This window comes from Pseudobutyrivibrio sp. 49, assembly GCF_900100545.1.
GTDB lineage: Bacteria > Bacillota > Clostridia > Lachnospirales > Lachnospiraceae > Pseudobutyrivibrio.
This window is the reverse complement of sequence record NZ_FNDP01000001.1, coordinates 352,390-368,733: the sequence shown is the minus strand read 5'-3', so window position 1 is coordinate 368,733 and position 16,344 is coordinate 352,390. Positions and strand designations below refer to the sequence as shown.

The window sequence follows — 16,344 nt, the reverse complement described above, 5'->3', positions numbered from 1 at the left end:
ATTAGGGGAATAAACCAAAAGTGCTTTCGCACTAAACCAAAAAAACCATGCGAATTTATCGCACGGTTTTGGAGTATAAGGCCTAGCGTTATAAAAGTCAACTCATTTTCAAAAGAATTTTCGTTTTATAACTATTTTTCACACTTTATTCACATTTACATTCTAAGCATGAGTTCCTTTTCGACTACATTTCCATCACGAAGATAGATACGAGGAACGCGCTTACTTACAGCACATGTAAGCTCATAAGGAATTGTTCCTGCAAGCTCAGCAAGCTCATCTATAGAATTCTTCTCTCCGAAGATTTCTACCTCACTGCCAACATCAACGGTAGGCATATCAGTAATATCAATCATACACATATCCATGCAAATCTTTCCACGAAGCTTTGCTGGACCCTCTTTTGTATAAAGACTGCATTTATTCGAAAGACTGCGAAGGAATCCATCAGCATAACCATATGGAAGAACTCCAATACGGGTGGTCTTGTCAGTTACGAACATTCCACCGTAACTAATGGCTGTGCCTTCTGGATAGATTTTGATGGTGCTAACTGTAGTCTTCATAGTCATAGCTGGCTTCAATCCCATCTCATGAGCGAACTCGCCGTATCCATAAAGTAACAATCCGGGGCGAACCATATCAAGATAAGTATCAGGGAAGCGAACTGTAGCACCTGTATTTGCACAGTGACGAATTGCAAACTTATGGCCAAGTTCCTTTTCTACTGACTCGATTACACGTGTAAATAAATCAAACTGCTTTTTAGTGTATTCATCACACTGATCACCATGCTCATCAGCAACAGCAAAGTGAGTGAAGATACCTTCGGCAGAAAGACCTGGCAATTTGCAGGCTTCCACAATGCCTTCAACACCAGTTCCAAAATAATTATCATAGCAAAGATAGCCAAGACGTGACATACCTGTGTCCACCTTAATATGAACCTTTAAGGTACCACCACACTTAACAGCCTCAGCGCTGTACTCATCCGCCTTAGCCTTGCATGTGATTGCCTGAGTAATATCATATTCAATAAGACGTCCCACCTGCTCCTTTGGTGTGTGACCAAGAATAAGAATAGGCATCTTTATTCCGTTTACACGAAGCTCTAAAGCCTCGTCCGCACTACTTACTGCTAAATAATCAGCTCCAAGCTCCTCTAAAAGCTGGCTTACCTGAATAGATCCATGGCCATAAGCATCAGCCTTTACAACTCCAAGAAACTTTACATTTGGTCCAATTTTTTCTCTTATCTTTTTATAATTATAGGCAATAGAATCAAGATTTATCTCTGCCCATGTACGTCTAAGTGTAGATTCCATTTCTTATCATCTCCTAAATCAAAGTAGCTCATATCATTATACTACTTTAAAACATAAAAAAAAGTGCTTCTCCAATTTTGGAGAAGCATAATAATTACAATACCTTAGATAAGAAATCCTGAAGACGCTGGCTCTTTGGGAACTCGAAAATCTCAGCAGGAGTCCCCTCCTCTTTGATTCCCTTTTCATCAAAGAACATCACGCGGTCTGCAACTTCTTTTGCAAAGCCCATCTCGTGAGTAACAACAACCATTGTCATTCCATCATCAGCAAGCTCCTTCATAAGAGAAAGAACCTCACCTACCATTTCTGGATCTAGAGCTGATGTAGGCTCATCAAAAAGAATAACCTCTGGATTCATAGCAAGTGTACGGGCAATTGCGATACGCTGCTTCTGTCCACCTGAAAGGCTGTCTGGATAAGCCTCTGCCTTATCTGAAAGTCCAACTCGCTCTAAAAGCTCTGCAGCCTTTGCATCAGCCTCAGCCTGAGTCATAAGACCAAGCTTTACTGGAGCAAGTGTAAGATTTTTCTTAATAGTAAGATGTGGGAAAAGATTAAAGTGCTGGAACACCATTCCCACGCGACGGCGAACATCGTTTATATCAACTCCCTTTTTAGTAATGTCTTCGCCATCAAGATAAATAGTACCACTTGAAACATCCTCAAGCTGGTTCAACGTACGAATGAAGGTAGACTTGCCACAACCAGATGGTCCGATGATGGCAATAACCTCTCCCTTTTCAATCTGCATATTTACATTTGAAAGAACCTCATTGTCTCCAAAAGACTTTGAAAGGTTCTCAACCTTTATTAAAACTTCATTAGCCATTTTTTCTCTCCTTTAATTACTGTTCACTTTTACGTAAATTCTTTTCAAGCTTTCCTACGCCCATGTTAAGAACCTGAACAATAATAAGATATATAAGCGCAACTGCAATCAATGGAAGGAATGCCTCGTATGTAATACTTCTGATAATATCACCACCACGAGTAAGATCCATAAGACCAATGTAACCGCAGATTGATGTTTCCTTAATAAGTGAAATGAACTCGTTTCCAAGTGCAGGAAGTACATTCTTAATAGCCTGAGGTAAAATGATAGAAATCATAGTCTGCTTATAGTTAAGACCAAGGCTTCGTCCTGCCTCCATCTGACCACCATCAATAGACATGATACCACCACGCATAATCTCAGCTACATATGCACCAGAATTTATCGCAAATGCGATAATAGCCACAAGAAGCTTTGGAACATTCACTGACTTGAATACTACATAATAAATAATCAAAAGCTGAATCATCATAGGAGTTCCACGGATGATTGTAAGGTAAAGCTTGCATATGGCATTTGCGATAGCCCAACCACCTGTCTTATCGTAGGTAACACGTACAATGGCAACTATAAAACCGATAATCATACCAGCAAGTACAGCCAGGAGGGCAATGATAAGTGTGTTAACAAGACCCTTTACAAGGTATGTCCATCTGCTATCATCTACGAAGTTTCTCTTAAGATTATCTGTAAAGCTGAGGCTACTTCCTGCTGCCGCACCGTTATTTACAATGATTACCTGCTTCGTCTTTACGTATGACTCAGAGAAGTTGATAGACTTAAGACGCTCCTCTGTCTTTGTCATTCCAGCTATACCGAGGTCAGCCTTGTGTGAACTTACAGCATTGATGATACTATCAAACTCGATATCCTCGATTTCAATCTCCATACCAAGCTTATCGCCGATAGCCTTAATAAGTTCCATATCGATACCTACTGCTTCACCATTTTCATAATATTCATATGGAGGGAAGGCAACGTTTGATACAACTACAAGCTTTCCATTGTCATAAACTGTTCCGGCTGGTGTCTCATAAGGACAAGTGCCCTTTGTATCAGCGCCAATGTAATTCTTTGTAATCTGATCAAGTGTGCCATCTTCCACTAATTCAGCAAGAGCACCATTTACTTTTTCAAGAAGATCCTCATTATCCTTTGCAATACAGATAGCATAATCTTCTGTTGTGAATGGCTCATCAAGAATTTGAAGATTAGCCTCGTCCTGTGTAGTAGCGATAGCTGGCTGCTCATCAACAATAACGCAATCAATCTTTCCCTGTCTTAAGGCCTGCACTGCATCTGTAAGCTTATTATATCGCTCGATTGTAGTGCCTTCTTCATCACCCTCTAAATCGGATGCATAAATATCCCCAATAGTACCGAGCTGAACTCCGATGCGTGATCCTGGTAAATCGTCCAATGACTGAATCTGTTTTCCCGTGTCCTTATCTGCTGTTCCGCAGGCTACAAACAATGCTGCTGTCATAGCTAAAAGGATAAGCGATAATTTCTTCTTCATGAATTTTTATTCCCCTACTCTGTATTTTTATTCATATATATTAACACAAAATGAATAAATATCAATATAAAATTAAAAGAGAACCTAACTTTTTTAGTCAGATTCTCTCATTTTAGTTGTCACAATGCTATTGTTTCTTAGCAAGTCTCCTAATTCTTCTAACCCGGGTAGACTTCTTTGTGCCTCTTCTTCTGGGGTTCTTTTCCTTTTGGTATTCCTTTATGTCTGCAAGAAGCTTTTCATAATCGCGCTCAAATAAAAGCTCACTAATTTCTACATTTAAAGCCTTTGGGTCAACCTTTGTCTCTGGTATATCTGGTTCCACACCTTCAGCCTTTGCTGCTCTTTTTATTCTTGTAATCTCAGCTTTTGTAGGTGGAGTCTTTGTCCATTCTATTATCTTCTTTCTCACAAATGGTTTGCTCTGGCCTGCATATTTAGGCATGCTAAATCTTTCAAGAAGCATAGCAAGCTCAGGTCTCCACAGCAGCTCTATTTTTCTCTCAAGCTTCATCTTTTTATTCAGCTGTGGCTGTCTGAGAAAATAAAAATCAGCCTTATCATCTACTTCATCCACTGTGATGATGCCCCAGTGTTCGGGAACATGCTCCTCTATATGGCTGGCATGACTGCTTCCCACAACAACTAAATTGTAATCAAAATATTTATCATAATCCTTTATCTGACTATCCAGTCTTGTATAAGTGTCTGCATCTGACTTAATCTCGATACCCACTATAGCGCCTGTAATCACCATAATTACATCGGCTCTAGATTTTCCTATCATCTTTTCCTCAAAGATTCTGGTCTTGCCGTATTCAAGCTCTAAATAATCAAATAAAGCCTCTCTTATATCCTTATCCTTAAGCATGCTTCTAATATCCTAAATGCTTTAATAAGCCTTCACAGCCTCTAAGTACATCATCATAGCAAACATCAAATTTACGTGTGTACCATGGGTCGTCAATATCTCTTGGTCTGTCTGTAAAATCGAGAAGTCTGTAAATCTTATCATCTTTATCTGGACCAAATTCATATGCAAGGTCGTGCATGTTCTCTGCATCCATTCCGATGATATAATCGAATTCTCCGTATTCGTCTTTACGAATATGACGGGCTGCATATCCATCACAGTTAATTCCATGTGCATTAAGCACCTGTCTTGTTGGTGGATATACCGGATTTCCGATTTCCTCATATGTCATAGCCGCACAATCAATGTAAAAGTCCTGACTGATTCCGCGCTTATCTACCATATTCTGAAAAACATATTTGGCCATTGGCGATCTACAAATAGAACCATGGCAAACGAATAATATTTTATGCATAGTGTAATCCCCGTTCTCTTTTTTTATTAACTTGTTTCATTTTAACAGTTGTCCTTTCAATATTCAAAATAAAAGGGCACAGACAAATGCCCGTGCCCTGAAAAAGTCTTCATTATCTAACTACGACTTTAGTTCCAATATTTACTTTATTAAACAACTGTGCTGCAAATTCATGTGGAAGATTTACACAACCATGGGATCCATGATTAATATAAGTATCTCCACCAAACTCTTCTGCTGTACGCCATGTAGCATCATGGAGACCAATGTTGGAATCTGTAAATCTCATCCAGTAATCTACCCAAACCTTCCATGTAGGTCCTCTCAAAGTCTTTCCTGGAATATGAGCCTTGATTGAATAGGTTCCTCTAGGTGTACCGCGATGTGCAGAAGTCTTTCCTGTAACGCACGGACTTTGCATTACAAGAACGTTATTCTCAAAATAAGAAACCGTCTGATTATTTATATCCACGTCTACATATGTAGGATACGGAAGATTATCAAATACCGTACCAATCAAGCTAGGTGTCTCAACGGCTTCTGGTTCTATCACCTCAGGCTCCACAATAATCCCTGTAAGCTCTTCATTTAGATTCTTATAACGCCCTTCGGCTTTTCCACAATTAATATAATGAGCCATCAAAATCTGCGGATCATTGCCAAATGTAGCTACTACATCAGGATTATTGGCTGCATAATACACTGGATCAAAATCTGTAATTTCTGCTGCCTCTACAACGATTGAATTCTTTTGGATGGCAAGTGCCAACACCATAACTGTGAGTGTAAAAATAATCTTTTTCATAGTTTAGTCTCCTAAAAAAGTAATGATTATTACACTCCCTTTTTTTCATTATTGAACCATTTTCATTTTAAAAGTTATCACACGCAGATTATTTTTCAATGGGTTTCACAGTATTGATTTTCTTTTTTCACATTGATTTCACAACAAAAAAGGGACCCCTTTCGGAATCCCTTATTTACGCTATTTTATTTACTGAAAGCTATCTGTGCGAAGTTGTAGAAACCAAGATACCAGATATTGAAATCATGTCCGCCGTTAAGCTCCTGCCACATAAAGTTTTCACCATTTTTGAACTGGTTGCAAACTGATGGAAGGTTCTTAGCTGCAGCTGAAGCACTTGAGTATGCTATGCCATCCTGAAGACCACAAATGTTGTAGAAGTAGTGGATTGGATACTTATTGCCATTTAAAATCTGTGCTGTCTTAGCTGCTGTGTTACTTGTAGGTGCAGCTGAGAAAGCTCCAAAGTAGCTGAATAAGTCTACGCACTCGCCAATACCGATATTAATTGTCTGCATACCACCCATTGAAAGACCAGCGCATGCTCTGTGGTCTCTGTCTGTGTATGTGCTGTAATGAGAATCAATGTATGGAATAAGGTCGTTTCTAAGCTCCTTACCAAAGTTATAGAAGGAATCTGTAGAACCGCTTGCTGATGCCTTTCCGTTTGGTGTTACTACGATAAATCCATCGATGTCACCATAATATGTAAGGTTATCCATGATAGCTTTTACACGTGAGTTGTTGCCTGTCATGCCCCACTCATTCTCGTTTCCACCAATACCATGGAGGAGGTAAAGAACTGGATACTTCTTGCTGCTGTCATAACCTGCTGGTAAATAAACATTAGCTCTTTTTGTGTATGTACGATTATTTGCGGAATAATCATGTGCTGTGTAAGAAATGTTTACAATCTTACCTGAGCCCTCACCACTTCTAACTGCTGTGTACTTTGAAGGAATTGAGTTCTCAATCTTAGCAGTTGGGTTGTAGTGTGGGTTCTGTGTTGGAACTGGTGTAGGTGTTGGTGTTGGCTTAGGTGTAGCTGTTGGTGTTGCTGTAGGCTTTGGAGTTGCTGTAGGTGCTGGTGTTGTAGTTGGCTGAACTGTAGCAGCGCCCTCAAACTCATAATCAAACTTGTCGCCAATAGAGCCTGTACCCTGGGAACCAAATTCTACGCTTGCTCTGTTTGCAATAGTCTTATTCCATTCAACAGGAGTAATCACATAGTAATTTCCACTTGTCTTAACATTTACATTCCAGCTTGAACCAATGTTAACCTGGTTCTTGTTAATCTTAAGTGTCCATCCATCTACCGCGCTACCTGTTTTATTTGTAATCTTATAGCTAATCTGGTAACCAGAGCCCCAGTTATTGATTGTGTATGAAAGCTCAAGTCCCTTTGTAGAAGCAGCTGGTGTCTGAGTAGGCTGTGGGGTTGGTGTTGGAGTAGCTGTAGGCTGTGTCTCCTGTCCTGACTGTCCATCAACTTTCTCTAACTGCCACTGCTGATTCTGATTTCCGTTATATCTGTACTGAATTACATTGGATCCGTCGGCTGTCTTATGGCCATTAACATCAAGATAACGAACTGCATTTGAAGCCTTTGTTGCAATATTGAAGATATTACTGTCATTTGTTGTCTTTACGACAAACTTCTGGGCATTTCCGCCATAGCCCTGATAAATTCCGATGTTAGCAGAATCTACATCCTCGCCGTTTGCTACATCGAGCATGTAATTGCCAAGACCTGAAGTAAGATTGATGTAACCATCATTTGTATTTGTTACATACCACTTCTGTCCCTCTGCTCCTGTACCTGAGCTGATGCATACATTTGTCCATCCGCTGGCTTTGTTGCCCTCAACTGTAAGGTACTTCTGAGACTGAACTCCCTTAATGTAATACCAGCCATCAGCAATCTGTGCTGTGTCGCCTGCAGCCTCTACATCAGTCTTCATTGTCATACCTAATGATGTAACAACAAGACCAAATGCTAAAGCTTTGGCTAAAATTCTTTTGCTTTGTTTCATTAACATCTTCTCCTTTTCTGTAAAATATGGGGTTGTCTACTTTAAATAGACACCGCAATAACCCCTGTTTATTATTTTAACAACACATGTCATATTATGCAATATTATTTTAATATTTGTGTAATAACTGGAATTTGGGTGAATCACCCTTGAGATACGAAAAAAAAGACCTAAGCATTTGCTTAGGTCTTTTAAGTAGCGAGAGGGGGATTCGAACCCTCGACACCGCGGGTATGAACCGCGTGCTCTAGCCAACTGAGCTATCTCGCCATAATAATATTTGATTTTAAATGGGACCTACAGGGCTCGAACCTGTGACCCTCTGCTTGTAAGGCAGATGCTCTCCCAGCTGAGCTAAGATCCCAGAGCTTTTAGCGTTTTATTACCGCTTCAAGCGACTCGTATAATATAGCATTGGATTGGGGGGATTGTCAACTGCTAAATGAATATTCGCAATACTTTTTCATATTTGTCTAATTTGCTGAAAACCATCCCCGTCCGTTGCTTATAAATTTAGGCCTTAATAGCCCATCTCATCTTAGTAGATTTACTTCTTGGATTAATTCTGCACTCCTCTACTGATGGACGAGTTACATCTGATGAGACTTCAGAATATACACCTACTCTAGCCAGCTCCTTAAAGGATTTCTTCACCAGACGATCCTCTCCTGAATGGAAAGTAAGAATAGCCACACGTCCACCTGGCTTAAGGATGCCAGGAAGCTTTTCAAGGAAAGAATACAATACTTCGAATTCGCTATTAACGTCTATACGAAGTGCCTGGAAAACCCTGGCACAGCTTTTCTTAACTGCCTGCTCCTTCTCATCCTTAGGAACCTTCCAGAGAGCTTCTGTAATGGCCTCTCGAAGAGCTGTAGTTGTATCCATAGGATTTCCCTTAGACATAAGAGTAAATACCTTATGGGCTATCTCCTCAGCATATGGCTCATCAGAATTTTCTACCATCATTCCAACAAACTCTTCTTCAGTAATGTTATGAAGACGTTCTGCAGCAGATTCACCATGTTCTGGATCAAGACGCAAATCAAGAGGTCCATCTATCTTATAAGAAAAACCTCTTTCTGGATTATCAATCTGCATAGAAGAAACTCCCAAATCAGCTAGTACAAAATCAAATTGTCCGGCCTCTTCAGCAACCTTGTCTATGTTTGCAAAATTTATAAGTCGGAACTGAAAATTATCTTCACCAAAACCAAATCCGCGAAGGCGCTCTACCGTCTTTGCGGATTCAATAGGATCTACATCAAGTCCATAAACACAACCATTTCCCTGAAGCTTTTCAAGCATCTTTCTGGTATGGCCACCATATCCTAAGGTGCAGTCCAAGCCCTGCTGTCCCGGCTGAATCTGAAGGAAATCTAAAATCTCCTTTACCATAATCGAAATATGCATTCCAGCTGGTGTGGAGCCCTTGCTTATAACACGCTCTATGGTGTCCTTATATTTTTCTGGATTGTGTTCCTTATATTTCTCCTCAAATTTCTTTGGATACTTTCCAGAATAACGAACTCTTCTTTTGTGCTGCTTTTCTTCCATCAATAAATTCCTTATCTATTAGTTAATAAATTCTACCTTTAATTTATATCTGCTATCAACAGCCTTCACTACAGGCTCGTAAATATCATATACTGCTTTAAGTGCCATGTCATCTGCTTTCTGTCCATTTGAAGCCTCATTAAAACTCTCGCGAAGTCTTTTACTAAGTTCCCTCTCAATAGTATTGTAATCCTGCACTGTCAGCTTAATACTTCCAATGGTAAAGAACCCACTTTTCTGACTACCAATCTCCACTTTGTCTGGATCTATTTCGATGGTATCTAGATATGGATGCTTAATTCTAATGGTCAAAACCTTATTTTCCTCATCATCAATAATATTAGATTTATTAAGTTTATCAAGGTCTACCACGAAACTTCCTTTGCCTTTATATGTAACAGTCTGATATTTCTTAGTTGGATCCCAGTCAAGAGAATCTAGCATTCTGTCTTCAATGGTGTAGCTTACATCTCCTGTCACCTCGTATGCCACAAGTTTTCTGGTTTCATTTGGCTTTGAAAGAATCACATCAGAAAATGAAACTCTTACTCCGCTGCCACCTAGCTTGATGGTATTTGGATCAATCATTTCAATGCCATCATCAAATTTAGCAGTATCATTATCTTTCTTGATATTATATGCAATAATAATCGAAAGTGTCGCTACCAACAAAACAGCGCATAATAACTTCAGTATATTTGTCTTATTCATCGCCTCCACTCCTCATTCTGATTTTAAAGCTGCTAAATTGGAAAAGCTGATTTAATATCCAAAGCAGCAACGCAAATGTTAAAACCGGAATAACACAGTAGGCAATAATCAGGATGACAATAGAAACAATAAATCTCTGAATAATGCCCTTATAATAATCAAAAAGGTCCTTCACTCCGTCAATGGCTGACTGGAATGCCACAGAAATCTTCTCAAAGAATCCTTTGTCGGCAGTGGAATCAGATATTCCCTCTACCTTTTCTGCTCCATCCTCTGCAAGATTGACTGTTTCTTCCACGTAAGGCATATACTCTGCACAAATCTTTTCAGATAAGGCTGTACCGCAAGGAACCACCAGCACAAGAACCACAGCCAACGTAAATATCTTCAAAGACAATGCTTTAAAAAACTCCCTTTTTGTAACCATGTAGGCAAGAAGCAAAATGAGTGCAACAGGAATAACAAATCTAAAAACTAATGGCACACCTTTGATAACCAAAAGCTTTTCAAACATAATCATTCCAAGCATCAGAATGAAATATTTATTCATGTCTGCCAGTGAATCTGCCAAAGGTGTAGCGTAATCGTCTGGCAAAAATGTGATAACTACAGACATGGCAATTGTCGCCCCTGCTATTCCCATAACGGTGGTTTTAGCTTCTTCAAGTGTCTCAACAGATCCGCCAAACACCGGCAGATTCTCAGTTTTGGCTGAAGCTACGCAGTAAGAAAAAACAATAAGAAATACCATTAACAGGGCTTTTGTTATGAGTCCCCAGCGTTTTGTAGTTGTCTCAGTCAATATTTCTCTCCCTCATCTCTTTCTTAGTTGTTCATGTCAATGTAATCTGGCTCATCATCCATGATGATTGCGGCAATAATATAAGCAAGAATTCCTGAACCTCCTGCTAATGTAAATAAAACCCAAAGCAATCTTACAACAGTAGGATCAATATCAAAATAATTTGCTATACCTCCACAAACACCACAAAGCTTTCTGTCTGAACTTTTGTATAATTTTTTACTCATAATAAACATCCTTTCTAAAAATACTAATTGGTAATAAGTATATCACTTTTGTGTTGTTGGTTTTATTATAGATGATGTTTTCTTAGTACAATAGTACAAAAATGGTGATTATTGGTATTATATTTTTCTTATTTAGAAAAATAAAAAAGGTTACCCTAGAAAACTGTGGTAACCTTATACTTAAAAGCTTTAATCTTCTCCCACCAAATGTACAATCTCTGGTTCATGACCTACAGCTGGAAGAAATTTATCAAAAATATCAACTGTCTTTATTTTCAAGCTGGAGGTATTAATACATGGATGACATCCAATGTACTCATCCTTTTTTACATCCTCATCCACAAGAAGCTTTACAGCATGATCCTTATCATTCATCAATCCCATAACACTTACTGAACCTGGCTCAATATCAAGGTATTTAAGCATATCTTCAGGCGATGCAAAAGAAAGTCTTGCAGAATTAATCTGGCTGGATAATTCCTTTGTTTTAAATTTCTTATCACCTGGCATCATAAGCAAATAGAACTTAGTCTTCTGCTTGTTGCACAGGAAAAGATTCTTGCAAATAGTAACATCTAAAATCTTATCAATCTCATTGCAGACCTCCATAGTTGCTGCAGCTTCATGATCCGTTCTTTCGTATTCAATTCCAAGATTATCCAAAAAATCGTATGTACGAATTTCCCTTGACTGTCTTTCTTCACAATTTTCTGGTCTACCTTTTAACATTTTCATCTTTATCCTCCCGATTAAGCGCTGGGGCGAGGACAATCTGTAGTCCACCCCCCGCTTGCTATTCATGTAATTCTAGTGGTAGCCCATCTGGATCAAAGAAAAAGGTCATTTTCTTATGAGTGAACTCATCTGTTCTGATGGGTTCACATTCAATCCCTTTGCTTTTAAGCTCTTCCACTTCAGCTTCTATGTTTTTCACATGAAAAGCCAAATGTCTCAAACCACATGCCTCAGGAAATGATGGTCTCTTAGGTGGATTCTTTGGAGCAAATATTTCCAACTCTGTGTGTTCATTAACCCTAAGATCAAGCTTCCAATCCTCTTTCTGTGGTCTGTAATTTTCTCTTATTATCCCAAATCCAAGCTTATTTACATAAAAGTCTTTCGCACGCTTGTAATCGGAAACAATAATAGCAATGTGATGTATGCAAGATAATTCCATAACTTAATTCCTAATATACCTTTTCTATTTCTTCTGTAATAGAATACATTTCCTTGAATATAGTAGCAATAACCAAATTCACCGGCTTCTTAATACTTGAATTTGGATTTCTCATATTTTGATATAAACACTGTTATTTCTGCAGCAGGCTCAGTGCCTCCTGCAGTGCTATTAATTCACGTTTGATGTGTTTAATCATAATGTAACCAACTCTTCGTTTAGTATGTCTTCGCTCTCAGCCATAGCCTGTAAAGTCATGGTTAGAAGCTTTTCCAAATCAAATGCAGCCTGTCGTGTCATTACGATATCCCCCAAGTGGCAAGCGCGAATATATGGATGTTTCTATGGATTATCGATAGGAGGTACCCCTATGAAATCAATTCTTATTAAGGACACCACAAAAGAAGAACGTGAGCAAATCATCCGCAGCTCTCTGGACTGTGGCGGCGGCTGTGAGAACTGCTCTTCCTGCTGGCTCGGTGGCGGCTCCCCTTGGGATATGTACCAGGATTATATCGATGGCAAAAAGGAAATCGCAGAGATTAACCGTGAGTATAATGCTAGGTATCTGCATTAGTGAGGGCAACTAAGTCCGACTTTTCATACTTATTATGTCCTTGCATGCTCTTTTTGTATTTCCAACATTTAATAGCATCATCCAAACTTTTGCCCTGATTATCTTCAAAAAAGTCCCTAATGTAAGTGTTGTATTCAAACTGCTTGTCTATCTTGGTTTTACCTTTTTTCTTTTCTTCTAATATCTCATAGTAGGCAGCTATAGCATCTCTGTATGTTTTCCCCGCATTTGCTTTTAACCATTTCTGAAACTGCACATTAAATGAAAATGATTTACCAATCTTTTCTTTGAAAAAAGCTCTATGCTTCTCGGAACAGACTATATTGTTTTCTATGATTGTATCTTCAGTGAGAGTGCCAACTTCAACGGTATTTCTCTTAGTTTTGGACACTTCCTTTACCTTTCCAGTATCTAGAAAGTACGCAATTCTCTCAGTAAGTTCTACCTTTCCCCCAGAAGTAGAAAGTCCATTGTTTCTGCAAAACTCTACAAGCTCTTCCTTCAGATAATAGTAACTTCTGAATGAATCGCTATCTAGATTTGTGTTAAGTATTGGTCTTTGCGTCATATTTCACCTCTTATAGTTTAGTAATAGTATATCGTATTTACGAATAATAAAAAACATCTGTTGAATTTACTTTACGGGTATATTTACATTTTCTCAAACTATACCCGTAAAATTTTAAAACAAGCCCTTAGTTATGCCACACAGGCACATTTTTCAGCAAGATTGTGCTCTAACCTTGCGCGCTTTAGATAATCGAGTAGGAGGAAATTCTCTTAATTGAGAAATTCCGACCTCTCACACCACCGTGCGTACCGTTCGGTACACGGCGGTTCAATCAACTTAACAAGTAACACACCTTTTGGTGTAGTAGTCTACCATAGAGATTAGTCCGAATGAGGCTAATCTCTTATTGCTTATAGCTTGGGATATATCAGATGCATGACAGACTCTTGCATATCCATTTGAATATGCGGTTCTCCATGCAGCCCATTTAGGAACTCCAAGTTTTATAAGATTCTTTGCTCTATTCTGCGGAGTTTTCCAGTGTTTCCAAATGCACATGCGGAGTCTGTATCGGATGTATTTATCCATCTCCCTACATAAAGTTTTCATACTACCTATCTTGAAGTAGTTTATCCAACCTCGTATAAGCTGATTGAGTTTCTCAACTTTGTAACTGTTGCTAACGCCCCAACTACGACATGTAAGTTCTTTCATTCTCTTCTTAAACTTCGCTACTGATTTCGCATGTGGTTTTGCCTTAAACTGATGTGCTCTTGAGTCAAAGTAGAATCCAAATCCAAGGTATTTAAGTCCTTGCGGCTTGTCCACTTTACTCTTGGTCATGTTGACCTTGAGACCTAGTTTCTCCTCAATGAATCGCGAGATATTTCTCATAACTCTATTAGCAGACATTTCACTACCAACCATGATGATACAATCATCTGCGTATCTTACAAAGTTAAGCCCACGCTTTTCCATCTCCTTATCAAGTTCATTCAACATGATATTCGCCAGTAATGGCGAGAGATTTCCTCCTTGTGGTGTTCCCACAATGGAGTCCTCGTACTCATCATCAATCATGATTCCACTGACCAGGTATTTCCTAACGATAGAAATAACATCTCCATCTTTTATGGTTCTACCTATGATGGTCATAAGTTTATCGTGATTTACTGTGTCAAAGAACTTTTCCAAGTCAATGTCTACAATCCAATCATTACCGTCATTCATCATATCGAGCGCTGTTAGGATTGCTTGCTGTGCACATCTATTAGGTCTGAATCCATAACTGTGGTCATTAAATTGTTCCTCATAGATTGGTGTTAAAACCTGTGCTATGGCTTGTTGTATGAATCTGTCAGTTACTGTTGGTACTCCTAGGTTTCTGACACCACCATCAGGCTTTGGTATCTCCACTCTTCGTACTGGCTGAGGTTTATACTTTCTTATCCTCAACTGTTCCTTGATAGTATCGCCGTTCTTTTCAAGGTGTTCTTTGAGTTCTGTGTACTTCATTCCGTCCACTACTTCTGCACCTTTGTTTCGCACGACTTGCAGATATGCTCTGTTGAGATTATCGCTAGATAGTATCTGCTCCATTAGACTACTTGTGTCCATGCGTTCTTTCCTTTCCGCCTCGCTTGATTTGACCACCCTTTCCCCGATTGATTACGGCAGATGTTGTCATTTCTGCAACACGAGACATACTCAAACTTATTGATTGTTCACCCCTTCGCTCAATTTCCATTACAGAAACTTCTTCACTACTATGGGTTCGGCTGACTTCTCACAGTTCGTTGTTACTAGGCTAATGAAACCTCTGTGAGACCTCCACGCTTAAGGTGCACGCTCTTTCTCTCCATATATCCGCCACATTTACTCTGCTACTACAAATGTGATAGTTATTAGACTTCGTTGTTCCTTGCCAACTTATCTCTCGTAGCCTAGCCTTATATGTGATTTCTGTCCGTCGGACCAGAGATTTGCTTACAGCTTCCTTCAGATTCCACGTAAACGGTAAATCATCAGTACCTCGTTCCATTTGTTCGGATTTGAGATAATTCTGTATAACAACTATGGATTGTATGGAAACTATGGACATAGTTCTCATACAAGTCATAAAACCCGAACATACAGGAGGATACTCATATGAAAAATTCAGCTGCCTTAAAAAGACAGATGCGTTATCAGCAATGGGTTGAAGAAGTTAAAGACTTCAATTCCAGACCCAAAGACATGACAGTTCGTGAATGGTGTGCCCTTCACGATATTAAACCACCAACCTTCTATGATCACATGCGACGAGTTCAGGACTATTTCGCAAGTCAGCTTCAGACTACAGATGAATCTAATCAGATGGTTGTTAGTGAACCGACTTTTGTTGAACTATCACCTGCTATTACTGAACCAAAACCAGTAACGTATGGAGTAGCTTCAATCATTTGTGGCAATGCTCGTATAGAAATATCAGAAGATATTTCGGAAGAGTTTCTATTAAAACTGATAGGAGCAATAAGCCATGCTCAATGACACTACCAGTTTTAAGAAGATATACATTGCTACAGGTTACACTGATCTTCGCCAAGGTATTGATGGACTGGCATCATTCGTAAAGCTAAGATTCAATCTAGATCCTTTTGACAAGGATACCTTGTTTTTATTCTGCGGAAGAAAAGCAACCAAGATAAAAGGCCTTGTATGGGAAGGTGATGGCTTCCTCCTTCTTTATAAAAGACTTGAGGTTGGTGCTTTTGCCTGGCCTAGGACTGAGTCAGAAGCTCTGGCAATTTCAGCTGAACAGTATCAAAGGTTAATGAGTGGTTTTACTATAGTCGCTAAACATCCGATTTCAGAACTCAAAGAGCCTAAAGAAATCGTTTAGTTTTGTATAAAACAGAGAATTTTTAGACCTTCAAAATCAGGTGCATTTATGCGATT

General features: G+C 39.1%; 18 protein-coding genes and 2 tRNA genes. 3 read left to right on the top strand and 17 right to left on the bottom strand.

The genetic code is table 11. The features are described from left to right. Window positions 1-155: 155 nt before the first annotated feature. The 15 genes from alr to gloA2 all read right to left on the bottom strand — a co-directional run bounded on the left by alr (window position 156) and on the right by gloA2 (window position 12,319). A complete protein-coding gene (gene alr, locus BLP54_RS01580) occupies window positions 156-1,325 on the bottom strand; it encodes an alanine racemase (RefSeq protein ID WP_090166091.1) in 1,170 nt (389 codons plus the stop codon). 94 nt (window positions 1,326-1,419) lie between these two features. Then, a complete protein-coding gene (locus tag BLP54_RS01575; protein WP_090166089.1) occupies window positions 1,420-2,157 on the bottom strand; it encodes an amino acid ABC transporter ATP-binding protein in 738 nt (245 codons plus the stop codon). Between the two features lie 16 nt (window positions 2,158-2,173). After that, window positions 2,174-3,679, bottom strand: coding sequence for an ABC transporter substrate-binding protein/permease (locus tag BLP54_RS01570; protein ID WP_090166087.1), 1,506 nt, complete (start codon window positions 3,677-3,679; stop codon window positions 2,174-2,176). A 127-nt stretch (window positions 3,680-3,806) separates the two neighbouring features. Then, window positions 3,807-4,550, bottom strand: coding sequence for a sce7726 family protein (locus BLP54_RS01565; RefSeq protein WP_090166085.1), 744 nt, complete (start codon window positions 4,548-4,550; stop codon window positions 3,807-3,809). Between the two features lie 4 nt (window positions 4,551-4,554). Continuing rightward, complete coding sequence (locus BLP54_RS01560; RefSeq protein ID WP_090166083.1) at window positions 4,555-5,007, bottom strand: low molecular weight protein-tyrosine-phosphatase; 453 nt, start codon at window positions 5,005-5,007, stop codon at window positions 4,555-4,557. A gap of 112 nt (window positions 5,008-5,119) precedes the next feature. Continuing rightward, a complete protein-coding gene (locus BLP54_RS01555) occupies window positions 5,120-5,812 on the bottom strand; it encodes a L,D-transpeptidase (protein ID WP_090166081.1) in 693 nt (230 codons plus the stop codon). Window positions 5,813-5,997: 185 nt separating this feature from the next. Beyond that, window positions 5,998-7,845, bottom strand: coding sequence for an alpha/beta hydrolase-fold protein (locus BLP54_RS01550; RefSeq protein WP_242870603.1), 1,848 nt, complete (start codon window positions 7,843-7,845; stop codon window positions 5,998-6,000). Window positions 7,846-8,041: 196 nt separating this feature from the next. Next, window positions 8,042-8,115, bottom strand: a tRNA-Met gene (locus BLP54_RS01545). 21 nt (window positions 8,116-8,136) lie between these two features. Continuing rightward, a tRNA-Val gene (locus BLP54_RS01540) sits at window positions 8,137-8,209 on the bottom strand. A gap of 149 nt (window positions 8,210-8,358) precedes the next feature. Then, window positions 8,359-9,402, bottom strand: coding sequence for a 16S rRNA (cytosine(1402)-N(4))-methyltransferase RsmH (gene rsmH / locus BLP54_RS01535; RefSeq protein WP_090166077.1), 1,044 nt, complete (start codon window positions 9,400-9,402; stop codon window positions 8,359-8,361). A gap of 18 nt (window positions 9,403-9,420) precedes the next feature. After that, complete coding sequence (locus BLP54_RS01530; protein WP_090166075.1) at window positions 9,421-10,113, bottom strand: DUF4230 domain-containing protein; 693 nt, start codon at window positions 10,111-10,113, stop codon at window positions 9,421-9,423. Further along, window positions 10,106-10,915 (bottom strand): hypothetical protein, encoded by an 810-nt coding sequence (locus BLP54_RS01525; protein ID WP_090166073.1) that lies wholly within the window; start codon window positions 10,913-10,915, stop codon window positions 10,106-10,108. The genes BLP54_RS01530 and BLP54_RS01525 overlap by 8 nt, the downstream gene beginning before the upstream one ends. Window positions 10,916-10,938: 23 nt before the next feature. Continuing rightward, window positions 10,939-11,142 (bottom strand): PspC domain-containing protein, encoded by a 204-nt coding sequence (locus BLP54_RS01520; RefSeq protein WP_072918962.1) that lies wholly within the window; start codon window positions 11,140-11,142, stop codon window positions 10,939-10,941. Between the two features lie 189 nt (window positions 11,143-11,331). Beyond that, window positions 11,332-11,877, bottom strand: coding sequence for a prolyl-tRNA synthetase associated domain-containing protein (locus BLP54_RS01515; protein WP_090166071.1), 546 nt, complete (start codon window positions 11,875-11,877; stop codon window positions 11,332-11,334). Between the two features lie 58 nt (window positions 11,878-11,935). Beyond that, complete coding sequence (gene gloA2 / locus BLP54_RS01510; protein WP_090166069.1) at window positions 11,936-12,319, bottom strand: SMU1112c/YaeR family gloxylase I-like metalloprotein; 384 nt, start codon at window positions 12,317-12,319, stop codon at window positions 11,936-11,938. A 370-nt stretch (window positions 12,320-12,689) separates the two neighbouring features. On the opposite strand from gloA2, the gene BLP54_RS01505 reads away from it, so the two are divergent. After that, window positions 12,690-12,896: a hypothetical protein gene (locus tag BLP54_RS01505; protein ID WP_028246811.1), complete on the top strand. Its 207-nt coding sequence runs from the start codon at window positions 12,690-12,692 to the stop codon at window positions 12,894-12,896. Here BLP54_RS01505 and BLP54_RS01500 read toward each other — a convergent pair. After that, on the bottom strand, window positions 12,880-13,464 hold the full coding sequence (locus BLP54_RS01500; RefSeq protein ID WP_090166067.1) for a DUF6434 domain-containing protein: 585 nt from the start codon (window positions 13,462-13,464) through the stop codon (window positions 12,880-12,882). The two genes, BLP54_RS01505 and BLP54_RS01500, sit on opposite strands and share 17 nt — an antisense overlap. 279 nt (window positions 13,465-13,743) lie before the next feature. Next, complete coding sequence (gene ltrA, locus BLP54_RS01495; RefSeq protein ID WP_090166065.1) at window positions 13,744-15,024, bottom strand: group II intron reverse transcriptase/maturase; 1,281 nt, start codon at window positions 15,022-15,024, stop codon at window positions 13,744-13,746. Window positions 15,025-15,555: 531 nt separating this feature from the next. On the opposite strand from ltrA, the gene BLP54_RS01490 reads away from it, so the two are divergent. Both BLP54_RS01490 and tnpB read left to right on the top strand, forming a co-directional pair. Beyond that, window positions 15,556-15,936 carry a hypothetical protein gene (locus BLP54_RS01490; RefSeq protein WP_090166063.1) on the top strand — a complete coding sequence of 127 codons (381 nt, stop codon included), beginning with the start codon at window positions 15,556-15,558 and terminating at the stop codon, window positions 15,934-15,936. Then, a complete protein-coding gene (gene tnpB / locus BLP54_RS01485) occupies window positions 15,926-16,288 on the top strand; it encodes an IS66 family insertion sequence element accessory protein TnpB (RefSeq protein WP_072919712.1) in 363 nt (120 codons plus the stop codon). The genes BLP54_RS01490 and tnpB overlap by 11 nt, the downstream gene beginning before the upstream one ends. Window positions 16,289-16,344 lie beyond the last annotated feature (56 nt).